Annotated in this window: 25 protein-coding genes and 2 pseudogenes; 6 read left to right on the plus strand and 21 right to left on the minus strand. The window is 72.6% G+C overall.

What is annotated here, in order from left to right; translation table 11 throughout:
• Positions 1 to 318: 318 nt before the first annotated feature.
• Positions 319 to 1,311: a hypothetical protein gene (locus AB0K05_RS39670; RefSeq protein WP_364236346.1), complete on the minus strand. Its 993-nt coding sequence runs from the start codon at positions 1,309 to 1,311 to the stop codon at positions 319 to 321.
• A gap of 162 nt (positions 1,312 to 1,473) precedes the next feature.
• Between AB0K05_RS39670 and AB0K05_RS39675 the strand changes: the two genes are divergently transcribed.
• Both AB0K05_RS39675 and AB0K05_RS39680 read left to right on the plus strand, forming a co-directional pair.
• On the plus strand, positions 1,474 to 1,914 hold the full coding sequence (locus tag AB0K05_RS39675; protein ID WP_364236349.1) for a helix-turn-helix transcriptional regulator: 441 nt from the start codon (positions 1,474 to 1,476) through the stop codon (positions 1,912 to 1,914).
• A gap of 10 nt (positions 1,915 to 1,924) precedes the next feature.
• Positions 1,925 to 2,335: a VOC family protein gene (locus AB0K05_RS39680; RefSeq protein WP_219545901.1), complete on the plus strand. Its 411-nt coding sequence runs from the start codon at positions 1,925 to 1,927 to the stop codon at positions 2,333 to 2,335.
• Positions 2,336 to 2,369: 34 nt separating this feature from the next.
• On the opposite strand, the gene AB0K05_RS39685 is transcribed toward AB0K05_RS39680, so the two are convergent.
• Together AB0K05_RS39685 and AB0K05_RS39690 are read right to left on the minus strand one after the other, a co-directional pair.
• Positions 2,370 to 3,470: a WXG100 family type VII secretion target gene (locus tag AB0K05_RS39685; RefSeq protein ID WP_219545900.1), complete on the minus strand. Its 1,101-nt coding sequence runs from the start codon at positions 3,468 to 3,470 to the stop codon at positions 2,370 to 2,372.
• Positions 3,470 to 3,766, minus strand: coding sequence for a hypothetical protein (locus AB0K05_RS39690; protein ID WP_148031783.1), 297 nt, complete (start codon positions 3,764 to 3,766; stop codon positions 3,470 to 3,472). The genes AB0K05_RS39685 and AB0K05_RS39690 overlap by 1 nt, the downstream gene beginning before the upstream one ends.
• A gap of 242 nt (positions 3,767 to 4,008) precedes the next feature.
• Between AB0K05_RS39690 and AB0K05_RS39695 the strand changes: the two genes are divergently transcribed.
• Together AB0K05_RS39695 and AB0K05_RS39700 are read left to right on the plus strand one after the other, a co-directional pair.
• Positions 4,009 to 4,572, plus strand: coding sequence for a helix-turn-helix domain-containing protein (locus AB0K05_RS39695; protein ID WP_364236354.1), 564 nt, complete (start codon positions 4,009 to 4,011; stop codon positions 4,570 to 4,572).
• Between the two features lie 9 nt (positions 4,573 to 4,581).
• Positions 4,582 to 5,550, plus strand: a complete 969-nt coding sequence (locus tag AB0K05_RS39700) for a phosphotransferase (protein ID WP_364236356.1) — start codon at positions 4,582 to 4,584, stop codon at positions 5,548 to 5,550.
• Between the two features lie 377 nt (positions 5,551 to 5,927).
• Here the strand turns inward: AB0K05_RS39700 and AB0K05_RS39705 are convergent, their stop codons facing one another.
• The 10 genes and pseudogenes from AB0K05_RS39705 to AB0K05_RS39750 all read right to left on the minus strand — a co-directional run bounded on the left by AB0K05_RS39705 (position 5,928) and on the right by AB0K05_RS39750 (position 13,305).
• Complete coding sequence (locus AB0K05_RS39705) at positions 5,928 to 7,181, minus strand: TIGR04053 family radical SAM/SPASM domain-containing protein (RefSeq protein WP_364236359.1); 1,254 nt, start codon at positions 7,179 to 7,181, stop codon at positions 5,928 to 5,930.
• Positions 7,182 to 7,411: 230 nt separating this feature from the next.
• Positions 7,412 to 7,885 carry a hypothetical protein gene (locus AB0K05_RS39710; RefSeq protein ID WP_364236361.1) on the minus strand — a complete coding sequence of 158 codons (474 nt, stop codon included), beginning with the start codon at positions 7,883 to 7,885 and terminating at the stop codon, positions 7,412 to 7,414.
• A gap of 145 nt (positions 7,886 to 8,030) precedes the next feature.
• Positions 8,031 to 9,488, minus strand: coding sequence for a glycoside hydrolase family 43 protein (locus tag AB0K05_RS39715; RefSeq protein ID WP_364236364.1), 1,458 nt, complete (start codon positions 9,486 to 9,488; stop codon positions 8,031 to 8,033).
• Between the two features lie 279 nt (positions 9,489 to 9,767).
• Positions 9,768 to 10,268, minus strand: a complete 501-nt coding sequence (locus AB0K05_RS39720; RefSeq protein WP_364236547.1) for a hypothetical protein — start codon at positions 10,266 to 10,268, stop codon at positions 9,768 to 9,770.
• 4 nt (positions 10,269 to 10,272) lie between these two features.
• Positions 10,273 to 10,497: pseudogene (locus AB0K05_RS39725) on the minus strand (rRNA methyltransferase); the annotation flags it as partial.
• Positions 10,494 to 10,679 carry a TrmH family RNA methyltransferase gene (locus AB0K05_RS39730; RefSeq protein WP_345482622.1) on the minus strand — a complete coding sequence of 62 codons (186 nt, stop codon included), beginning with the start codon at positions 10,677 to 10,679 and terminating at the stop codon, positions 10,494 to 10,496. The pseudogene AB0K05_RS39725 and the gene AB0K05_RS39730, both read right to left, overlap by 4 nt.
• Before the next feature lie 162 nt (positions 10,680 to 10,841).
• Positions 10,842 to 11,006: pseudogene (locus tag AB0K05_RS39735) on the minus strand (hypothetical protein); the annotation flags it as partial.
• A 143-nt stretch (positions 11,007 to 11,149) separates the two neighbouring features.
• On the minus strand, positions 11,150 to 11,941 hold the full coding sequence (locus AB0K05_RS39740) for a VOC family protein (protein WP_271279186.1): 792 nt from the start codon (positions 11,939 to 11,941) through the stop codon (positions 11,150 to 11,152).
• A gap of 60 nt (positions 11,942 to 12,001) precedes the next feature.
• Positions 12,002 to 12,610 carry a TetR/AcrR family transcriptional regulator gene (locus tag AB0K05_RS39745; RefSeq protein ID WP_187281177.1) on the minus strand — a complete coding sequence of 203 codons (609 nt, stop codon included), beginning with the start codon at positions 12,608 to 12,610 and terminating at the stop codon, positions 12,002 to 12,004.
• A 32-nt stretch (positions 12,611 to 12,642) separates the two neighbouring features.
• Positions 12,643 to 13,305 carry a TetR family transcriptional regulator gene (locus tag AB0K05_RS39750; RefSeq protein WP_364236366.1) on the minus strand — a complete coding sequence of 221 codons (663 nt, stop codon included), beginning with the start codon at positions 13,303 to 13,305 and terminating at the stop codon, positions 12,643 to 12,645.
• 75 nt (positions 13,306 to 13,380) lie between these two features.
• Between AB0K05_RS39750 and AB0K05_RS39755 the strand changes: the two genes are divergently transcribed.
• On the plus strand, positions 13,381 to 13,857 hold the full coding sequence (locus AB0K05_RS39755; RefSeq protein WP_364236368.1) for a nitroreductase/quinone reductase family protein: 477 nt from the start codon (positions 13,381 to 13,383) through the stop codon (positions 13,855 to 13,857).
• 42 nt (positions 13,858 to 13,899) lie between these two features.
• On the opposite strand, the gene AB0K05_RS39760 is transcribed toward AB0K05_RS39755, so the two are convergent.
• From AB0K05_RS39760 to AB0K05_RS39790, 7 genes are all read right to left on the minus strand, one after another.
• The gene (locus AB0K05_RS39760; protein WP_364236371.1) at positions 13,900 to 15,288 is read right to left on the minus strand and encodes an MFS transporter; all 1,389 of its coding nucleotides are present in this window, start codon (positions 15,286 to 15,288) and stop codon (positions 13,900 to 13,902) included.
• Between the two features lie 388 nt (positions 15,289 to 15,676).
• The gene (locus tag AB0K05_RS39765) at positions 15,677 to 15,943 is read right to left on the minus strand and encodes a hypothetical protein (protein ID WP_219545885.1); all 267 of its coding nucleotides are present in this window, start codon (positions 15,941 to 15,943) and stop codon (positions 15,677 to 15,679) included.
• A gap of 57 nt (positions 15,944 to 16,000) precedes the next feature.
• The gene (locus tag AB0K05_RS39770; RefSeq protein WP_364236374.1) at positions 16,001 to 16,165 is read right to left on the minus strand and encodes a hypothetical protein; all 165 of its coding nucleotides are present in this window, start codon (positions 16,163 to 16,165) and stop codon (positions 16,001 to 16,003) included.
• A 24-nt stretch (positions 16,166 to 16,189) separates the two neighbouring features.
• A complete protein-coding gene (locus tag AB0K05_RS39775; RefSeq protein ID WP_364236377.1) occupies positions 16,190 to 17,212 on the minus strand; it encodes an iron chelate uptake ABC transporter family permease subunit in 1,023 nt (340 codons plus the stop codon).
• Positions 17,209 to 18,195 (minus strand): iron chelate uptake ABC transporter family permease subunit, encoded by a 987-nt coding sequence (locus AB0K05_RS39780; RefSeq protein WP_364236380.1) that lies wholly within the window; start codon positions 18,193 to 18,195, stop codon positions 17,209 to 17,211. Before AB0K05_RS39780 ends, AB0K05_RS39775 begins: the two co-directional genes overlap by 4 nt.
• Positions 18,185 to 18,994, minus strand: coding sequence for a siderophore-interacting protein (locus AB0K05_RS39785; RefSeq protein ID WP_364236382.1), 810 nt, complete (start codon positions 18,992 to 18,994; stop codon positions 18,185 to 18,187). The genes AB0K05_RS39780 and AB0K05_RS39785 overlap by 11 nt, the downstream gene beginning before the upstream one ends.
• Positions 18,995 to 18,996: 2 nt before the next feature.
• Positions 18,997 to 19,995, minus strand: a complete 999-nt coding sequence (locus tag AB0K05_RS39790) for an ABC transporter substrate-binding protein (RefSeq protein WP_364236385.1) — start codon at positions 19,993 to 19,995, stop codon at positions 18,997 to 18,999.
• 107 nt (positions 19,996 to 20,102) lie between these two features.
• On the opposite strand from AB0K05_RS39790, the gene AB0K05_RS39795 reads away from it, so the two are divergent.
• Entirely contained in the window at positions 20,103 to 20,915 is an 813-nt protein-coding gene (locus AB0K05_RS39795; RefSeq protein ID WP_364236387.1) for an AraC family transcriptional regulator, read from the plus strand.
• Here AB0K05_RS39795 and AB0K05_RS39800 read toward each other — a convergent pair whose 3' ends face one another.
• Complete coding sequence (locus AB0K05_RS39800) at positions 20,916 to 21,641, minus strand: phytanoyl-CoA dioxygenase family protein (RefSeq protein WP_148031799.1); 726 nt, start codon at positions 21,639 to 21,641, stop codon at positions 20,916 to 20,918.
• Positions 21,642 to 21,668 lie beyond the last annotated feature (27 nt).

A 21,668-nucleotide genomic window follows, 5' to 3' on the forward strand; every position in this document is an offset into this window, starting at 1 on the left:
TTCGAGCGGCTCCTGGATACGCGAGAAAGAGACGCGACGGGGACCAGCGGGTACGGCGGAGGCGTTGCGCGAGGCTGCCAACAGATGTCCTTCCGGAGAACACGGATGGAGTCGAGCTGCGCGCACACCGAAAGCCCCGGCGGAAATCCGGGGCGGCGTGGCAGCGCGAGGGAGCATCATAACGCACTCGGGAAACGAATGTCCACGCGTACTAAAAGCGTCAACCTCGGTGCCGCCCTCAGAATGTCACAGCACGAGGCGGCTCGTCAACTCCGGCGATCGCGCTCCGTCCCACCGGCTCGCGGGCGGCCTCCTGGCTCACCTGCGCGCGGCCTCCACCGGGTCGAGCACCTCGAACGCCGGGCGGCGCGGCACGCTCGGGACCGGCGGCCCGTACCCGAGCCTGATCAGCATCTGCACGTGGCCCAGCGGCCCGGCGCGGTCGCCGGAGTGCTGGGCGGGCCGCAGGTCGAGCGGCTGGCTGAACAGCGACGCCGCCACGCCGCGCGCGGTCGCGGTGAGCAGCACCCGCTGGAGCGCCTGCCCGGCGCGCAGCCAGTCGAGCGGCCCGTCACCCCTGGTGAACAGCGCCGCGAGCTGCGGATCGGCCTCGAAGGCGGCGCTCGGCGCGCCCTCCGCGTGCCGCCCCTCCCCCAGGCGGAAGTCACGCATGGGCAGCGCGCCGTCGCGCGGGCGGGGGCCGACGGCGTGCCGGGGCACGCCGTCGCGGCGGCCGGGAGCCGTCCAGCGGGCGAGCTCGGCGCGGTAGGACTCCTCGGCGGCGAGCGTGGCCTCGGCCGCGCCGATCATGCCGAGCACGCGCCGGGCCGTCCGGCCCTTCAGCAGGACCAGCGTGGCGCCCTCCGCGTGCGCGGCGTGGACCAGCTCCACGAGGACCGCGGTGGGCAGCCGGCGGCCGTCGAAGGGGAAGCGGTTGGTGCGCCGGTGCGGAATCATCTCGTACAGCAGTCGCTCGTCCTGGCCGGGCGGCCCCGCGGGGACGGCGCGCACACGGGCCAGCAGGTCGGGGCGGTGGGCGGGGTCGGGCAGCGTCACGACCTGGGCGTCGTGCCCGGTCATCCGGACCGCCAGCCGGAGGTTGCACAGCGCGGCCCCGCAGCTGACGCCGAGCCCGCGGCCCAGCGGGTCGGTGACCCGGAGCAGCCTGCCGAGGTCGGCCCACAGCTCCATGGTCGCCTCGTCGGCGCAGCGGAAGCGCCATGGCTGGGTGTTGTGCACCGACGGCGCCGCGGCGGCGGCGTTCACCATCCGGCTCACTCCGCCGGGTGTCGCGAACGGGGGCGCGGTCATCGGGACGTCTCCGGTGCGGGGATGACAGGTGACATGGGCCTACGATCCCGCGCCCGGCCGTGGTCTCGTCAGGGACCAAAGGCCCGGGGATCGCCGCCGATGGCCCGTTCTCGGCCTGGCCCCACGGGCTCGCGGGCTACGGGGTCGTTATACGCTGGCGTCATGACCCCGCAGGATCTCGACAACCTCACCCACCTGCGGCGGGCGCGGGATCTGATCGACCGGGAGTACGCGCGTCCGCTCGACGTGCCGACGATGGCCCGTCACGCGCTCATGTCTCCGGCCCACTTCTCCCGGCAGTTCCGGGCCGCCTACGGCGAGACGCCTTACAGCTACCTCATGACCCGCCGCATCGAGCGGGCGATGGCGCTGCTGCGCGCGGGCGCCAGCGTGACCGACGCGTGCATGGCGGTCGGCTGTACCTCGCTCGGCTCGTTCAGCTCGCGGTTCACCGAGCTGCTGGGTGAGACGCCGAGCGCCTACCGCGGCAGGGAGCACCACGCCGTGTCGGCGATGCCGCCGTGCGTGGCGAAGATCCGCACCCGCCCGGCCAGAAACGCTTCGAGCACGATCCGAGAAGCGCGCCGCGAATCCGCCGCCTAGCGTTGCCGGCATGACCATCGCCTTGCAGTACTGCCACATCAGTGTCAACGACGTCGACGAGTCGCTCGCCTTCTACCGCGACGGGCTCGGCCTCGAGGTGCGCAACGACGTCCCGTCCGGCGAGTTCCGCTGGGTCACCCTCGGCAGCCCTGACCAGCCGGGCGTGGAGATCGTGATCTCCACGCCGCACGCCGGCCGGTCCCAGGAGGACGGCGACGCCCTCCAGGAGCTGCTCGTCAAGGGCGCCCTGCCGATGATCATCTTCCGCACCGACGATCTCGACACGACCTTCGAAAGGGTCCGGGCGACCGGCGCGGAGGTGCTCCAGGAGCCCATCGACCAGCCCTGGGGCCCGCGCGACTGCGCGTTCCGCGACCCCTCGGGCAACATGCTGCGGATCTCGCAGGAGCCGAAGGCCTGACCGCGCCCCCGGAGCGGTGGCCGGCCCGAGAGGGTCAGGTGAAGCGGCGGTAGCTGACGGGCCGCCCGTCGGCGGCGACGCTCGCCACCATGACCTCGGACCCCGGCCGGGGCGCGTGGATCATCTGGCCGTTGCCGATGTAGACGCCCACGTGGCCGGCCGGGTGGCCGAAGAAGACCATGTCGCCGGGTTGCGGGGTGCTGACCGGCTTGCCGCTCGCCTGGTATCCGGCGGCGGTCGTGTCGCCGATCTTCACGCCCGCCTGGTTGAGTGTGTAGTAGACGAGCCCGCTGCAGTCGAAGGCGCTCGGCCCGTTGGCCCCCCACACGTACGGCTTGCCGAGGTGCATGCGGGCGGCCTCGACGATGCGGTCGCCGGTGGCGGTGCCCGGCGCGAACGACAGCGGCTGCGGCGGCGCGCCGGAGCCGCCCGCGTACGAGGTGGTCCCGGTGCCCGGACCGGTCGCGGAGTACGGAGTGGTCCCGCCGGGCGGTGTGCCGTCGCCCCCGCTCTGGTACGTCGTCCTCATGAAGTCGTCCGGCAGCGTCGACGGCTCCCACACGACGGTGTGGCCCGGCGCCGGCACGAACGTCTGGTCGCCGGGCGCCTTGATGGCGGCGAAGGTCGACTCGTGGTCGTCCAGGTAGCCCTGGATCTTGGTCATGGCGGTGGTGACGGCGGTGTTGGCCTCCGTCTTGTGCGGCGTGGCGGCGTCGATCGCGTTGCCGACCTCGGTGGCGACGGCGTCGCGGTCGTCGCTGTGGCTGTCGGCGTACTCGACCAGGCGGTTGCAGATCGAGGTGATCTCCGACTCGGCCGTCTCCAGCGCCCCGGCCGCCGTGTCGAGGGAGGCGGCGCTGTCCTCCAGCACGTCGTGGAGCGCGGTCCCCGCCTTGTCGTACTTGCCCATGTACCCGTCGAAGGCGTCGGCCGACGCGCCCTCCCAGGCGGTGTCGACGTCGTTGACCGCGGTGGTGACGCGCCCGGTCTGCTCGCTCACCGTGCCCGCGGCGGACCGCCACCTGGTGGCGATGGCGCGGATGTCCTCGGGGTTGCCGCTGACGCTGCGCAGGATCTCGGCGAGCTCCCCGCTGCGCGAGCCGGGCAGTTGCGAGATCTGGGTGGCCAGGTCCATCAGGCCGCCGCGCCGCTGGCGTTGTTGGCGGTGCGGACGTTCTGCTCCACCTTGTCCAGGGCGCGCTCCACGCCTCTGAGCTTCCTGCCGGCGTGGCCGAGCTCGGTGTCGACCGTGTTCTCGACGTCGTCGACGAGGGTCGCCAGGCCGGAGGAGTCGGTCAGCTTGCCGAAGATCGACGAACTCGTGCCCGTGACCGGATAGTCGTCGCCCAGTTCGGAGAGCCGGCTGGCCGCCTTACGCGCGGCCGACGCGCACTCTTCAAGCGCCTGGAAGTGGAGGCCGAGGTCCGCCACCGACTGCTCCCCCCGCACTTTTCGCCATGATGTCCTTGCCGCAGACCATATTGCCTCAACATCAACAACAAGCGCATCTGTCCTGGAAGATCCGCACGGCCGGAACCGCTCAGTCGCGGAACCCGCCTCCGCCGTTGACACTCCAGACCTTCGGCGGCGATGTCGGCGACGCCGCAACGTATCCGTACATCACTGTACGTTTCTGCTTATCGTAGGGTTCCGGGCTCAGGCGGCGCGACGCCGTGCGGAACCGCGGGCGGCTGCTCGCGGCCGCCCGGCGGGTCTTCGCGGAGCACGGGCACGAGGTGGCGCTGGCGGAGATCGCGCGGGCGGCCGACGTCAGCCGCACGACCCTCTACCGCACCTTCGGCTCCAGGGAGGAGCTCGCGGCGACGGTCTACGAGGACAACATCGTCCGGATCGAGGAACGCGCCGCGGAGCTGCGGGGCAGCGACACCGGGGCCTTGGAGGTGTTCGAGTTCGTGCTCGACATGCAGCTCGCCAGCCGCTCGATCGCGCCGATCCTGCCGCGCTCGGCCGGCCGGTTCGACGATCTCGCCGCCCGTACGGCGGACGCCTTCCGGCCGCTCGTCGAGGACGCCGCCCGTGCGGGCACGGTCCGCGAGGGCGTCGGCCTCACCGAGGTGCTGCTCGCGATCCGGATGGCCGAGGTCTTCGCCGCCGAGGAGGACGCCGGCGTCCGCGCCCGCCACCACGCCCGCGGCCGGGTGGTGCTGCGCCACGGCCTGTTCCCCGACGAGGTCGTCGCCCGGGTGCCCGAGCAGCCGGTCGCCCGCCGAGGTTAACCTGGGCCGATGGAAGATCTTCCGGACGGGTTCGGCGAGGCCGACCTGGTGGCGGCGCTGCGGGCGTTCGGCGTGGCGGCCGAACAGGTCGCGTACGCGCCGGTGGGGTTCGGCGACTACCACTGGACGGTGCTGGACACCGGCGGCCGGCGGTGGTTCGCCACGGTGTCGGACCCGGCGCGCAAGGAGCACGGGCTGCCGGGGCTGAGGCGGGCCATGGAGACCGCGGCGGTGCTGCGCGAGCGTGACGGGCTGGAGTTCGTGGTGGCTCCGGTACGGTCCCGCGGCGGCGATCCGGTGATGGCGGCGGGGCCGCGGTACGCGGTCACCGTCTTCCCTTGGGAAGCGGGCACGTCCGGTCATTTCGGGCAGGAGCAGACGCCCGAGGAGCGCGACCGGCTGCTGGCGCTGCTCGCTGACCTGCACGGCCGCGTCCCGCCGGAGACGACGCCCGTCGCCGTCCTGGACGTGCCGGGGCGCGACCGGCTGGTGGAGTCGCTGGCGGACCCGGGCGCTGACGGGCCGTTCTCGGCGGAGGCGGGCGTGCTGCTCAGGAAGCACGCCGGTGCCGTGCTGGAGCGGCTGGCCGAGTTCGACGAGCTGGCCGGACGGGTGCGCGGGCGCGGGGACGGGCTCGTGGTCACGCACGGTGAGCCGCATCCCGGCAACCTGATCAAGCGCGACGACGGCCGGCTGCTGCTGGTGGACTGGGACACCGTGGGGCTGGCGGTGCCCGAGCGCGACCTGGCCGTGGTCTCTCCCGACCCGGCCGCGCTGGACGCCTACGTGCGGGCCACCGGCAGGCAGGTGGACGTGGCGGCGATCGCGCTCTACCGGCTGCGGTGGGCGCTGGCCGACGTGGCGGACTTCGCCGTACTGCTGTGCGGGCCGCACACGCGCACGCCGGACACCGAGACCGCCAGACACGGGCTCGCCTGGACGGTCGAACGCCTCGCCGAGGGACCATGGTCGCCTTGAGCGGCCACGGCCGTCTCGGACCGTGGTCGCCCTGAGCGACCATGGCCGGGTCCGCGACGCGTGCCGCCCAGCTCGGACCGTGCTCGCCCTGAGCCACCACGGCCGGTCCACAACACGTGCCGCTCAGCTCGGACCCTGATCGCCTTAAGCCACCATGGCCGGTCCACGACGCGTACCGCTCGGCCCGGACCGTGGTCGCCCTGAGGCACCATGGCCGGTCCACAACACGTGCCGCCCGGCCCGGACCGTGATCGCCCTGAGCGGCCACGGCCGGTCCCCAGCGCGTGTCGCCCGGCTGCGGAGCGCCGGGGACGGGTGGGCGCTCGGCTCTGCCGAGGCCGCCTTCCGTGAGGGCCCTACCTCTCTCGGGCCTCTTCCTACGGGAGGTAGGGCGTGAGCTCCCGCTGGTAGGGGAAGCTGCCCGGCTGGTAGCCGCACCAGGGCTCCTCGGCGAACACGTCGCCCGTGCAGGCGTACGCGCGAGAGCGTGAACCGCCGCAGACGGCCCGGAACTCGCAGGCGCCGCAGCGTCCGGAGAGCCGTCCGGGATCGCGCAGCGCGCGGAACAGTGGAGCGTTCCGGTAGATCTCGGTCAGCGGCCGCTCGCGCACGTCGCCGCAGGCCACGGGGAGGAAACCGGACGGGTGCACGCTCCCGGTGTGGGAGACGAACACCAGGCCGCGACCGGCGTTGACGTCGATCGGCGGGCGGCGGGTCCGGCGCTCCCTGATCAGCCCGGCGCGCCGGGCGCGCCGCCGCAGATCCCGGTAGAGCGGGCCGAGCCCGAGCTCGGCGGCATGGTCGGCGCCGTGTTCCGCCAGGATGAGCCGCTGTACGGCGACGCGCCGGAAGTGGTGTGCCTCGGTGGTCTTGACCGGGACCACGGTCCCGAGGTCGTGGACGAAGTGCAGCACGTCCTCGGCCTCCTGCGGGCTCAGCGCCGCGAGAGCCCTGCCCCGGCCGGTGGGCACGAGGAAGAAGACGCTCCACAGCATGGCGCCGTGGTCGCGTACCAGCCGGGCGATGTCCGGCAGCTGGGACAGGTTGCGGCGGGTCACCGTGGTGTTGATCTGCACCTTGAGCCCAGCTTGGCGCGCCGCCCGCCAGGCGGCCAGGGTGCGGGAGAACACGCCGTCGTAGCCGCGGAACTCGTCGTGGCGGGCGGCCGTGGCCGCGTCCACGCTGAGCGAGATCGCGGCCGCGCCGGCTTCGTGCAGCCTGCTGAGGTTGGCGGGGGTGAGCGCGGGCGTGGCCGAGGGCGAGACGGAGGGGGCCAGGCCGAGCTCGCGGCCGTACCGTACGAGGTCGAACAGGTCGGGACGTTCGAAGGGGTCGCCTCCGGTGATCACGAACAGCGGTGCGGGACGGCCGAAGGCCGCGACCTGGCGCATCAGCTCCCGCGCCTCGTGCGTGCTCAGCTCGCCAGGATGGCGGTCGGGCCGGGCTTCGGCGCGGCAGTGCAGGCAGGCCAGCGGGCAGGCGCGGGTGGCCTCCCAGATGACGATGAACGGCGCGGCGCCGACGTCACGACGCGCACGCCGCAACGGCCGCGCCGTCAGAGCGGGGTCTGTGGCCACGGCGGGGTTTGTGGCCGCGGCCGGGTCCACGGTCACGACGGGGTCCGTAGTCACGGCCGGGTCCGCAATCACCGCCGGGTCCGCAATCACCGCCGGGTCCGCAGTCACGGTGGGATCTGTGGCTGCGGCCGGATCCGTGGTCACGACGGGGTCCGTAGTCACGGCGGGCTCTGTGCCTGCGGCGGGGTGTGTGGCCGCCTCTGTGCCTGCGGCGGGGTGTGTGGCCGCGGTGAGGTCGGTGGTGGTGGAGGTGGGGTCGGTGGTCAAGGAGGTTGCTCCAGGGTTCAGGGGGCCAGGGCGATGCTCGCGGTGAGCAGGGCCGCGCCGGTGGCGGTCAGCAGTACGCCCAGGCCGATGACCAGGGTGGTGACCTGCCATGCCTGGTAGGCGTTGAGCAGCGAGGCGCGCAGCATCTGCCCGGTGAAGGCCGTCTGGCGCAGCGCCGCGAGCTCGTCGTCACCGCCGGGCGCGGCCATCAGCTCGGCGCTCACCTGTGCGTAGGTCCGGCCGCCGGTGGCCGCCAGCACGTTGTCGCCGATCACGTCGGCGAACGCGCGGGCCTGAGGGCCGGTGACGACCGCCCGGCCGGCGAGCACGGCGGGCGGTCCCGTGCGGGGGAAGCTGATGCCCTGGCCGCGCAGTTCCCGGCGGATCTCCGCGCGCCCCCTGACCCCCTGGATCGCCATGACGGGTCCCGACAGCACCATCGCCGCGCCCACCGCGCCCAGCAGGGTCACCGCTGCCTGCAGCATGCTCACGTATCGCTCCTGACGTCGTCACGCTGGTGGGTCCGGCGTCGGCCGGACACCGCCCAGGTTTCCGGCGCGGGCCCGTGCACGGCAGGGACGAAAGTCCCGCGGCGGCGTCCGATGGACCATCTTTCCGGACGCCTGCCGGAGGCCGTCAGCCGCCCACGACGCGGAAGGTGGCGTCGCCGCGGCCCTGAGCGTCGGTGATCGGGTCGATCCTGAGCAGGTAGTTCGAGTGCCGGAGGTACCGGTCGGGATAGTTGTACGACTGGAACGACGCCCACGACGAGGCGGCGAGCCCAGGGACCTGGCGGAAGGTGGCGTCCGCGGCGAAGACGGCGGTGCCGTCGTCGGGCGCCAGCACCAGGTCGTACCCGTAGTGCCGCAGGTAGTAGCCGGGGTAGTTCACCGACGCGAAGGACACGTACCCGGAGCCGTTCGCCAGGCCCGGCACCAGCCGGAACTGCGCGTCCTGGGCCGGGCTGACGTTCGCGTCGAGGCGCACGTCGAAGTCCGCGTGCCGGACGTACCGGTCCTGGAAGTTGTACGACTGGATGCGGTTGACCGGCAGGGTCGCGCCCCAGCGGCCGAGCACCCGGTTCTCCTCGGCGGCGGTCAGGCTGAGCACGGAGCCGTGCCGTTTGCGGCCGGCGCCCATGCCGTAGTCGGAGCGCGTGTGGAAGTTCCGCGTGCTGCCCAGGTTGGTCGAGGTGATGGGCATGTAGCCGCGGCCGGTGGCGAACTGGTCCAGCCAGAGCGCCCATTCGTCGCGGTCGTTGAACTTCATCCACATCGGGCCTTCCACGACATTGCCGCCGCCGGTGCCGTTGGAGATGCCGAGGTGTGACAAGTTCCCGAGGCTGGTCCAGGAGCCGAGGATCGAGTTGGCGGCCTCGATCGAGATGTGCCCGTCGGCCGACGCCCGGTAGTAGAGGTACCCGCCGACGGCGCCGGGCACCTCGACGATCTGCGTGTCGATGATCCCCTGGGCGCCGCCGCGCTCGATGAACGGCTGCGGCGCGGTGAAGCTGAGGAAGTCGCTCGTGCGTACGTACCAGATGCGGTGCTTGGTCACGCCGTCGCGCGGCGAGTTGGTCGCCCAGTAGATGACGTAGTCGCCGGTGGCCGGGTTGTAGATGGCCTCGGGCGCCCAGGCGTTGCCCGCGCCGGGGATGGCGCCGGCGACGTTGATCAGCCGTGGGGCCGACCAGTTCACCAGGTCGGCCGACTCCCACACGACGAGCGAGGTGCTCCCCCGGTTCGCGGCGTCGCTCCAGGACGTGCCGGCGGCGATGCGCAGGTCGGTGGCGACGATCCAGTAGCGGTCACCGGCGGGCGACCTGACCAGGGCGGGGTCGCGGACCCCGCGCGTGCCGACCGTGGAGCGCAGGACGAGCGCGCCGTTGTTCAGGTCGGTCCAGTGCAGCCCGTCGTCGCTGTGGGCGAGGTAGATCTGCTCCCCGTTGGTCGACTCCCCGGTGAAGTGCGCCATCAGATATCCGGTGAAAGGTTCCAGCGCGGCGGCCTCCTTCTGGTCGGCCACGGACAACGACGCGAACAGCAGGCAGGCGGCGGCGACCACCGCGCCCAATCGGGAAAGGGCTCTCGACATGCGCGTCTCCTTCGCGTGTTATCGCTAACATTCAGAAACGGAGCACTCCCCCGGCGTTCCGCCAGTGTGATCGTCCGTACCGGGGCGGTCAATACCCGCGCCTGGCCCGCCGCACCTGGGGTGCGGCGGGCCGGCGGTGGGCCGGCCGGAGCTATAGGAGTTCCGGGCCGCGGCGATCGTAGACCAGTTGCGCGCCCGGGGCGTGCCGGTCAAGGACGAGGAACTCACCACGAATGTGGCGTCCTCCGACTGTCACGCACGTGCGGAAGTGCGAAGACGTCAGGAGGTTCGGAACAGCGCGACGGCTCGGGTACCGATTTTGAAGGACGCCTGGGGCCGCGGCCCACGGTCCGCGGGAACCTTGCGGCCCCGCACCGTCACCGCGATCACGCTGTCGTGCGGGAGCACGGCCGATAGAGCCTCGACCATGCCGCTGACCCCTGCCGCCGCGCTGGGACCGCGCCAATGGGTCTGTTCGCCGTAGGGGACGTCGGTCATCACGATGTCGGGTGCGTGCCGGCCGAGTGTCCGCTGGAGCTGGGCAGGGTCGAACACGTCGGCTTGGCGCACCGCGTGCGGCACGTCCCCTCCGGCGGCGTCGAGTTCGGCGGCGAGACGGCAGGCGGCACGCGCGGCCGAGTCGTAGGCCGGTTTGCCGAAGCGGGCAGCGCGGGCCTTGAGATCGGCGGCGCGAGCCGCCAGACCGGCCTGGCTCAGCAGGGCGGTTGCGTTCGGCCAGGTTCCGCGCTTCAGGATCGAGGTCGCAGGCCAGCACCGCAGCGATCTGGCGCCGGTGCAGCAACGCCAGCACGGTCAGCAGGTAACCGCTGCCGCAGCACGGGTCCCAGAGCACGGCGGGCTGGTCGCCCCCGCGCAGAGCCAGCGCCCGCTGGAAGATCTCGCTGGCCAGCCGGACGGGGAACGCGGGAAACCTCGGGGCCGAATGCAGCACCGCGCCGCTGGCCAGGTCCTCATGGCTGGTCCGGACAATCGCGTGACGGTAGGTCATGCTGTGGGGCCGCGATGCTCACGGGCGGCCTCGTACGACACCACGGTCGCCGCGCTGGCGACGTTCAGGGAGCTGGCTGAACCGGCCATCGGGATGCGCGCCATCGTGCCGCACGCTTGTCGCCATCCCGCGCTCAGTCCGTTGGTCTCGTCGCCGATAGCCAGCAGGGTAGGGCCGGTCAGGTCGAGTTCGGCGACGGCGCAGCGCCCCCGGCCCGCTGCCGCTTGGCCCGGTTGCCCAGCAGCGTCTGCCACTGCTGGAACCGCGCGATCGCACGCGTGATGCGCACGCTCCCCGACGCCGAATGCCCTCGATTCCCCACGAACTACAGAATAGGAGGATCTTTACCTCCACGCTTTTTGTGACTCCCCCGCCTCGACCAACTCGGGGTGCTCGACCAGGTGATGCCGGAAGAGCTGCAACGCTTCGGCGCGGCCGTGGGTCTTGACCGGGAAGGGGTTGTGGAAGGGACTCCCCGGCATGCCCGGGCAGGCCCGGCCGATGTAGACCGCGCCCGGCGGGCACCCGGCCGTGGTAGAGGTCGCCTTCGACGCGCACCCGGCGCGGTTCGGGGGCGGCGGCCTTTCGGGAGCGGGACGCGCGTCGGGGTGTCGGAGTCACGGTCACATCGTGATTCCGGGCCCGATCGCGCTCAGCCGGCCACCCGCTGCGAGGCCAGGTCGGCGACCCTGATGCCGAGCTCCGGCACGATCGGCTCCTGGGCGGCGGCGCGCAGGACGTCGGCGAGCTCCCAGGAGACCGCGCCGTCGCCGCGGAAGGCGAGGGCCCGCAGGCCGGGCTCCTCCCCGGTGGCGAGCACCAGGTCGGCCCCGCTCGGCCAGGTGAAGCGGGAGATCCCGGGCTCCAGCGGGGTCTCGGCGCCGCCGAGGACGTCGCGGAGCACCCGGCGCACCGGGTCCCACCGCGACACCTGCCCGGCGACCGCGGGCAGGGCCGCCCAGGCGACCTCGGGTTCGGGCCACGGGGGCGTCAGGCTCAGGCCGGGCATGTCGCCGGCCAGCTCCTCCGGCATCTCCTCGGCCTGGGCCATCTGGACGAGGAAGCCGAGACCGGTGTCCTTGGGGTGCAGGAACGCCTCCTGCCATCCCTCGAAGTCCAGGTTGACGAGGATCGGCTCGAACCCGGCCGCGCCCGCCGCGCCGAGGCTGGCCCGGATGTCGCGCACCTTGAAGGTGATGTGGTGCGGGCGGGCCCGCGCGCCGGTGCCGTCGAGGAAGCGGCGGACGAACGACGCCGGGTCGGAGCCGGGCTGCAGCAATTCCACCCGCATGCCGTTGGCGTACTCGATCTGCGCGGGGTTGAAGGCCCCGGCCTGCTCGAAACCGTGGCGCCAGCGGCCGCCGAAACGGCCGGCCAGGACCGGGCCGCCCTGGGTCCAGCTCCGCACGGCCAGAGCGACATGATCCAGCGAGTAAGCCGTCATGAGACCCCTAATTTCGGACGAAAACCGTCTATTAGACGCTAAAGCGGGCGCCGGGCGGTGTCAAGATCCCGGAGCGCGGTAGTGGACGGCGGAGAGCACGAAGTCCACGGTCTCCTCGGCGTACGCGTCCTTGCGCGCGGCCAGGGAGGCCGTCTGGCTGATCGGCGTCGAGAGGAAACGGTTGGTCAGGACGCCGGCGACCGCGTCCAGCACGAGCGCGGGAGACGTGCCCGGCGGCAGTTCGCCGCGCTCGATGGCGCCGATCACGATGGCGCGGCCGATCCTGATGCGCTCGCGCTGGAACGTCTCCAGCGCCTGCCCGAACAGCTCGGGATAGACCCTGGCCTCGATCTGGGCCCTCAGGTAGACCAGCCCCTGGGGTTCGAGGTAGCTGTCGAGGATCTCGCCGGCCATCCGGATCAGGTCGTTCCGCAGCGAACCGGAGACCTTCTCCTCCGGATGGCGCGGAAGCCCCGTGGCCAGGGCGTCGACGATCAGCTTCTCCTTGCTCCCCCACCTGCCGTAGAGCGTCGCCTTGCCCACATGGGCCCGGCGGGCCAGCACGTCGAAGCTGAACCCCGCCCAGCCGACCTCCCCGTAGAGTTCGAGGGCCGCGGCGTGCACGCGGGTCTCGAGGTCGGGGTCCGGTGGACGGCCTCGTGCGCTCACGCTCCCAGTGTGCCAGATTCGGTGATCATCGCTCAGCGATCGGCGGCCGGCGCCATGGCCTCCACCGCGGACAGCAGCAGGTCGACGCCGAAGGAGTAGTAGGCGTCGAGGTCGGGAGGCCCGGTGAGGGTCGCCGCGAAGGCGGCCAGGTGAGGGTAGCGGCGGGGAGGCAGGCGTTCGAGGTCGAGGCGCTGCCGCCGGCTGAGCTCCGCGGCCTCCTCCTCGTCGCCGCCGGCGCCGCCGGGCTGGCAGGACACCATGGCCGTGGCGCCCATGAGCAGGTAGGTGGCCACCTGGTCGGCCTGCGGGAGGGTGAACCCGGCTTCGGTGAGCAACCCGATCACGGTGTCGGTGGCGCGGTGGTAGGCCTCGGCCGTGCCCTTGTCGATCACCGGCAGCAGGGCGGCGAGATAGGGGTGCGCGCGGGTCTGCTCGACCAGCGCGGTGACCACCGCGCGCAGCCGCTGCTGCCAGGGCCGGCCCGGGTCCACGTCGGCGACGAGCGCCGCGAGCAGGTGGTCGGCGAGCGCGGAGAGCAGCTCGTCCTTGTTCTTGACATGCCAGTAGAGAGCCGTCGGGGTGACGCCGAGGTCGGCGGCGAGGCGGCGGATGGTGACCGCCTGGAGCCCGTCGGTGGCGGCGATCTTCATCGCCCGCTCGACGACGGCCTGGCGGGTCAGCTTCTCCAGAGTCACCCGGCAACCTTATCCTGTCCAATGTTCATGTACGGTGTTCATGAACACTGTGCATGAACATTGGACAGGAGAGTCATGAAGGCCACACGACTGCATCGCCTCGACCGCTGGCTCTATCGGGGCGGGCGGCCCAACCGCCTGGCCCGGGCGATCAACCGGGTCTGGGCCACCGTGTTCGCGGCGGGGATCCTGGGGACCGGCCGGATGGTGACCCTCCGGGTGCAAGGCCGGCGCACCGGCCGTGACGTCTCCTTCCCCCTGGTCGTCGCGGACCTCGGGGGTGAGCGTTACCTGGTGGCGATGCTCGGCCAGGACACCAACTGGGTGCGCAACGTCCGCGCGGCCGGAGGCCGGGCGGTCCTGCGCCACGGCCGCACCGAGGCCGTGCGCCTGGAGGAGGTGGAGCCCGGGTCGCGCGCGCCCGTCCTGCGCCGCTACCTGGCCGTCTCGCCCGGAGGCCGCACCCACATCCCCGTGGATCAGGAGGCGCCGCTGGAGGAGTTCGAGCGGATCGCCGCTCGGTACCCGGTCTTCCGCGTCACGCCGGCATAGCGGAAGCCCGGCAGCCCGCTCGGACTGCCGGGCTTCCGGCTGTCACGCGGCGTTGCGCGCGGCGAGCGCGGCGCGGGCCGCCTCCACCTTCAGCGCGTCCCGCTCGGGGTTGGCCAGCAGCGCGAAGAGCGCGCCGCCGGCGATGGCGATGCCGCCCGCCATCATGAACACGTCGAGATATCCGTCGGCCCCGGCCCCCGACGCCTTGGCGGCGTCGAGCACCACGCCCGCCAGCCACGGCCCGACCACCGAGAGCAGGCCGCTCAGGGCGAGACCGATCGTCAGGACACTGGTGCGCTGCGCGGCCGGCACGATCTGGGCGAGCGTCGGGTTGGCGACGGCGTAGATGCTGGTGACCAGTCCGTAGCCGAGCATGAGCAGCGCCATGGGCCCGGCGACGCCGGAGACCAGCGGCAGGGCCAGCAGCGACAGGCCGCCGGCCGCCACCAGCGCGCCGCCGATGAGCACGCGGACCACCCGGGCCGGCACGCCCCTGCTGAGCGCCTTGTCGCCCAGCGGCCCGTACAGGAACAGGAACACCACCGACATGATGCTCGGCACCCCGAACAGCGACCCGGCCATGACGGCGGAGAAGCCCAGGCCCTCCTGGAAGTACGACGGGAGCCAGGTGAGCACGATGACCACGAGGATCCCGGCCGCGGTGAAGACGGCAAGGTAGCCGATGAAGGTGCCGGTCAGCAGGATGGACAGCAGCGGCGCGCGCCTGCCGACCGTGGGGTCGGCGGGGCCCTCCGCGACGGCCTCCGCCTTGGCGGGCGTCACGTCGTCGGCGTACGGGCCGACCTTGCCGACGAACGCCCAGGCGACGCACCAGACGAAGCCCATGATCGCCACGGTCAGGAAGCCGGCTTCCCAGCTGAACGCGGCGATGATGACGACGATGACCGGGGCGAAGATCAGTTTGCCGAAGGACGCCCCGGTGGTCAGGATGGCCGCCGGCAGGCCGCGCCGCTCGTTGGGCCACCAGGAGTAGGCGATCGAGTGCATCAGCGAGTTCGCGGGGGCGTCGGCCGCGCCGAGGATGAGCCTGGTCACCAGCAGCAGCCCGGCCGAGGCGGCGAAGAAGATGGGCAGTTGGAGCAGCGACCACACGAGCACGAGGGTGAAGAGGGTGTTCTTGAGCGGCAGCCGGTCGGCCACGAAGGCGAACAGCAGTGCCGCGATCGGGCTGAGCAGGCTCGCCGCGCTGCTGATGGCCCCGAACTCGGCGGCCGTCAGGCCGAGGTCCGCCATCGCGGGCTGCGCGACCAGCCCCAGGATGGCCCTGTCGAGATAGCTGATCAGGGTGCAGCCGAGCAGCATGAGCGTGATGACCCACGCCACGACCGGCCGGTGCTTAGGCTGATCCGCCACCGTGGCGGTGTCGGGGTTGCCTGGTTCGCTCTGCGGTGGAACACGCTCACTGACCATGCGGGGCTCCTTGCGGTGACGTCGCCGGCCGCACGCCGAAGGGCAGGAAGGCATGCGGGCGGGATGTGTGGCGGAGGGCTGGGGGGCTCCCGGGCGTCAGCCGGGAGGCGAGGCGGAAGACGCGCCCGGCTCGTGGCGGTTTCCAGGCGTGGCGGAAGGTCTTGTGGACCGTGCCAAAGGCATGCGTGACGAGGGCGCCGGCACCCCGCCCGCAGGCGTCTTCCGGTAGCTGGAGCGATGAGCTATGGAGCTGGTTTCGTAGCGGTACGCTGGGGATTTAATTTGGACGAAATGCGTCTGCAAAGAGACGCTAAGTCCCACCCCCCGGAGTGTCAAGAGTGCCGCGGCCGGAGCCCCGCCTAATTTCGGACGATCATCGTCCGCGCGCTCAGGGGGTCCAGCCCAGGAACGTCCCGCCCGCGGACATGGCGGTCCACCAGAAGGCCAGCGAGACCACCGGCACCAGCAATCCCCACGGGGAGCGGGCCCGTACCGCCTGGACCGCGGCCACCAGCAGGGCCAGCCACACCGCGAACAGCACGATGATCGCCCAGAGGGGGGCCATGAGACCGCTGGAGACGTAGAAGGGCACCAGCGTGCCCAGGTGGCCGGCCAGCCCCAGCCAGCTCGCCACGCGTCGCGCGACCGTACTCATGCGGGAAAGATCCCAGGTCCACATCACGAGCCGATGTCGGTGACCAGGGCACGACGGTCACGGCCACCCGGCCACGCGGGTTCCGCGCCCCGGGCAGCCGGTGAACCCGGTCTCGGCCAGGTGGCGCAGCAGCGCGTGGACGGTGCCGGTCCAGGGACGGGCGGGGCGCCTGACGGTCCGGCCGGCCGCGGGGAGCGGCCCGGAGGATGACGCGGCGTGCACCAGTTCTCCGCCGCGCCACCGGTTTCACGTCCGCCCGGCCCTTCTGACGAGCAGCCAGATGAGGTACCCGCCGCCGATCACCGTCGTGACCACCCCGACCGGCAGCGAGATGGGGGCGAACACCGCCTGCGCCACGAGGTCCGCGGCCAGCAGCAGCACCGCGCCGGTCAGCGCGGCGGGCATCAGCGCCACCCCCGCCGTCCCGGCGAGCAGCCGGCCGATCTGCGGCGCGGCGAGCGCGATGAACACGATCGGCCCGGCGACCGCCGTCACCGTGGCCGTGCAGCCGACGCCGGCCAGCACGAGCAGCAGCCGGAGCAGGTTCAGCCGCACCCCTGACGCGACCGCGAGATCGTCGCCCAGCGCGGCCTGGCGCATCCCGGACGACAGCGTCACCAGCAGCAGCGTCAGCGCGCCGATGACCAGGAACGGCAGGACGAGCTCGGCCCAGTCGACCCCGTTCAGCGAGCCCGCGCTCCACCCGGTCGCGGCCATGGCCACCTCCAGCTCGGCCCGCAGCACGATCCAGGAGTTCAGCGCGGTCAGCATGGCGTTCATGGCGATGCCGATGACGATCAGCCGCATGCCGCTGAGCCCGGAGCGCAGCGACAGGAAGTAGACGGCCGCCGCCGCGGCCAGGCCGCCCGCGACGGAGCTGACGGAGAGCTGCGCGGAGGTGCCGCTCAGCACGGTGATGGCGAACAGCGCGCCGGTGTAGGAGCCGGCGTCGAGCCCGATGATGTCCGGGCTGCCGAGGGCGTTCCTGGTGAGGTTCTGGAAGATCGCCCCGGCCAGCCCGAGCGCGGCTCCGAAGACCAGCGCGGCGGCGACCCTGGGCAGCCGCCAGTCGCGGACCACCACGACGGAGTCGCCGTGGCCGGCCAGCGCCGCGAGCACCTCACCGGGACGCGACCACGAGGCGCCGAAGCACAGCGCCGTGAACGCCAGCGCCAGCGCCGCCGCCACGAGCGCGAGCGACGCCACCAGCGGCCGCCGCGCCACCCTGATCGAGTACGTGCCCGCACGCAGCACGACATGACCGGTCATGATCGCACCGCCCCGCGCCGTCGTACCGCCCAGATGAGCACGGGCGCGCCGAGGAACGCGGTGACCACGGCCACCGGCACCTCCCCCGTCGGGAGCAGCACGCGGGCGGCGATGTCGGAGACCAGCAGCAGGATCGGCCCCAGCAGCATCGTGTAGGCCATCAGCCACGGGATCGACGCGCCCGCCGCCCGGCGGGCCAGGTGCGGCACCATCAGCCCGAGGAACGCGATCGGCCCGGCGGCGGCCGTGGCCGCGCCGGCGAGCAGGGTGACCAGCACGAGCACGCCGAACCGGGTGCGCGCGAGGTGCCCGCCGAGCGCCCTGGCCACGTCGTCGCCGAGGACCATCGCGTTCAGCGGCCTGGTGATCGCCACGGAACAGGCGAGCGCCACCGCGATCGTCCAGAGCGCGAGCGTCAGCGGCTGCTGCTCGTGCCCGGCCAGAGCTCCGACGGACCAGAACCGGAACGTGTCGAACACGTCGGGCAGCATCAGCCGCATGCCGAGCGAGACGCCCGCGAGGACGGAGCTGAGCGCCACACCGGTCAGGACCAGCCGCAGCGGCGAGGTCGAGCCGACGGCGTAGACGGCGACCGAGGCCAGCACCGCGCCCGCGAAGGCCAGCCCGAGCTGCCCGGCCGGGCTCCCGGCCAGGCCCAGCACGGCGCCGACGGTGATCGCGAACCCCGCGCCGGCGGTCACCCCGAGGATGCCCGGCTCGGCCAGCGGATTGCGGGTCAGCGTCTGGACCAGCGTGCCCGCGGTGCCCAGGGCGGCGCCCACGAAGATGCCGAGCACCGTGCGCGGGACCCGGATCCCGCGCACGATCTGGTGCTCGCCGGTCCCGGCGTAGGCGGTGAAGGCGCGCCAGACCTCGGCGGGCGCGATGGCCTGGGCGCCGACGGACACGCTCGCGCCCGCCACGACGAGCAGGAGCGCGAGGGCGGCCACGAGGATGGCCGCCCGTCGCCGATCAGTCTTCAAGCCCCGCGACTCCACGCTTCCAGTAGCCGGTGAACAGCGAGTCGAGCCGGCCCGCGCTCCACTGGCGCAGCGGCCTGATGTCGCCCGCCTCACCGGCGGCGAACAGGAAGGACGGGACTTCCGGCAGCGTCAGGGACCGCACCGTGTCCGCGAGCGAGGACCGCCCGCCCTCGCGGACAAGCCAGATCACCTCCACGCCGTCGCGCTCGGCGAGCGGGTAGGCGTGCTCGGCGGGGTCGCCGGTCTCGATCACGAGGTGCGCGGAGACGCCGGGCGGCGACTCCTCCAGCCACCGCGCCGCCGCGGGCAGCGCGGTCGCGTCGACCGCGAACACGTAGTGGCCGTACGTGTGCGGGAACGCCTTGGCTCCGGGCGGTCCGGCGATGGACACCTCGTCGCCCACCTGGACGGTGGCCGCCCACGTGGCCGCCACGCCGCCGTCGTGCAGCACGATGTCGAGGTCGATCTCGCGGGAGTCGGCGTCGTAGCGCCGGATGGTGTACGTGCGCGTGGTGGGCGAGGGGTCGGGCCAGTCGAGCATCTGCTCGTCATTCGGCACGGGGAGGCGCAGGGTGCCGTCCGCGTCCGGGAAGACGATCTTCACGTGGTCGTCGGCCTGGTAGCTGTGGAACCCCTCCAGCTCCGGGCCCTTGAGCGTGAGCCGCAGCATGCGCGGGGTGATCAGCTCGCGGGCGGCGACCGGGGCCGTGCGGATGCCGATCGGGTAGCCGACGCGGGCGACGCCGTTGCCGTTGACGTGGTGCTCGGCGACCCGTTCCCGGGGGTTGTGGCGCTCCATCCTCATGAGGCGAGCAGCGGCGCGAGCGCCTCGTCGACGGCGTCCAGGGTCTTCATCGCCGACTCGTAGGTGGCGGCCTCGGTGTAGCGGATCGGGAAGACCCTGCCGGCCTTGACCGCGGGCAGGCCCTTCCACAGCTCGGAGTCGAGCACGTACTTCACGGCCTCGCTCGGCGTGCCGTCGTCCTGGACCGAGTAGGTGATGGCGTCGGCCTCGCCGAGGCTCTGGGGCAGCTCCTCGATCGAGGGGTACTCCGAGACGTCGCCGGAACCGCCGGTCTTCTCCTTGACCTCGCCGTAGTAGGTGACGCCGACGTCTTCGATGATGTTCGGGCCCCACGACCCGGAGAACTCACGATGGAACGTGCCGTCGGAGATGTCCCCGTACGCGCCCACATGGCCGAACTTCAGGCCCGACACCGCGTCCTTGTACTTGGCCGTGAGTCCGGCGGCCTTCTTCTCGTACGCGGTCTTGGCGGCGTCGAAGTTCTCCGAGCGGCCCGCGGCGTCGGACTGGCGGCGCGAGAGCTCACGCCACGCCGACGGCACCGTCGGGCCGATCACGGCCACCGGGGCGATCGACTTGAGGCGTTCGATGTCCACGTCGGCGAGGACCGGCTTGGGGACGCCGATGACGATCAGGTCGGGCTTGACCTTGGCGATGGCCTCGTAGTTGGTCTCGGCGGCGGACTCCCCCGCGACCTTCTCCAGGCCGTCGTACGTCGCCAGGTCCTCCTCGGACATCAGCGGCAGGCCGCGCTTCCACGTGGAGATGCCGACCAGGGCGGCGTCGGCCTCGATCAGCACGGGCACCGCGTACCCGGTCGCGACGACCCGCTTGGGGTCGGCGGGGATGGTGATCTCGCCGTCGTCGACGGTGAAGGTCCGGGTCGCGGCGGCCTCGGCGGGCTGCTCACCGGACTCGGCCGTACCGCAGCCGGTCGCCAGGGCGAGCGCGAGGGCCACGGCGCCGGCGGTGCGCCAGGGCAGGGCAGAACGCATCAGAAACATTCCTCGGAACAGGGTGAAAGGCCAGGCCACGAGTTGGCCGAGGCATGGTTAGGCTACCCTTACCTAAGTTGCTTGTGATGTCGACGGGAGGTCAGCCGATGTCGCTGAGACGTCAGACCGTGTCCCTCGCGGGGCCGACGGGCGCCGATCCGCTCCGGTGCGAGGAGTACGGCTACGGTCTCGGCCGGCCCACCGGCGTCCTGGTGCTCAAGTACCGGTCGGCGACCGTGCTGGAGTTCGGCGAGAGCCGCGAGGACTTCCTCCACCAGCTCTACTGGTCGCCCGACGGCATGCTGTCGGCCAGGCACGGAGCGCAGGCGCAGTTCGTGGGCCCGCGTGAGGCGTTCTGGGCGCACCGCGCGGTCACCCACGAGGTGCGGGCGGCCGACCGGCAGACGGTCTACCGGATCTGCCTGCGCGAGGTCCCCGCGGCGCTCGGCGGGCTGCGGGCCGGAGCGGTCTCCGTCGCCCCCGAGGCGGCCCGGCTGATCGAGGCCATCGCGCGTCCCGGTCACGACGAGGCCGCCGCGCTGGAGGCGCGTGCCCGCATCATGGCCGGGGTCGCCCCGGCGAGCGCGGAGCCCGCCGGGCACCCCGGCTCGGGCACCGGCTTCGCGCTGGCGGTCGTGCGCGAGCTGTCGCACAACCCCGGCGAGAGCGTCCGCCTCGACGAGTGGGCCGAGCGGCTGCACGTCAGCGTCAAGACGCTGCAGCGCGACTTCGAGCGCGAGTTCGGCATGCCCTACTCGCGGGTGCGCACCAAGCTGCGGCTGCGCACCTCGCGCGCGCTGCTGGAGACCCGGCCGGTGTCGGAGGTCGCCCGCCGGGTCGGCTACTCCAGCCCTTCGGCGTTCATCACGGCCTTCGTGAAGGAGTACGGCTGCACGCCCGGACGCTACTCGGCCCGGTAGTCAGGAGAGCAGGGCGCGGGCCAGGGCGTTGCCCTCTCCCGGGGCGACCGGCTGCTTCAGGAACACCGGCCCCTGGGACATGAAACGCGGCCGGGTGCCGCGGTGCTCGTCGGCGGCGTGCACGGTCAGCGGGTGCAGGAGGTACATGTCGCCGGGCAGGCCGGTCGCGTGGGCCACCGGGCGGTCCTTGGAGGCGGCGTCGAGCAGCGGCCCGGCCTCGAACGGGTCGAGCACCCGCTCGCCCAGCGCCTCGGCCGCGTCGCGGTGCGAGCCCACCCGGACGCGGGTCGGCGCGTCGTCGTCGCCCACCTCCGACAGCAGCACGAGCAGCAGCATCGTCTCCGGCCGGCCCGACACCGCCCACGAGCCGTCGGGCCTGGCCACCGAGGCGTCGATGTGCCAGCCCCGGTCGTCGACCGGCGCCTTGCCGGGGAAGCGGATCGGCATGTTGCCGAGGGCGGCGCGCGGCACCCATCCACCGGGCCCGGCGATCTCGTCGAGCGCCTCGCGCAGCCGCGGGCTGCGCGCCAGCTCGCCGAAGGCGCCATGGCCGGTCATGTCGGCGGTCCACACCACCGGCTCCCGCCAGCCGGCGGGGTCGTCGGGCGAGAGCCCGATCTGCTGCCACACCTGCGCACTGGCCGCGTCCGCGACCTCACGGGGCACGGCCGCCTCCAGCTTGGCGAATCCTTCGGTCACGAACCGGTCGACGTCCACGACAGTCATGCGAGCCACACTAACGACGCCGTCCAC

This window comes from Nonomuraea sp. NPDC049486 (assembly GCF_040676925.1).
Lineage (GTDB): Bacteria > Actinomycetota > Actinomycetes > Streptosporangiales > Streptosporangiaceae > Nonomuraea > Nonomuraea ferruginea.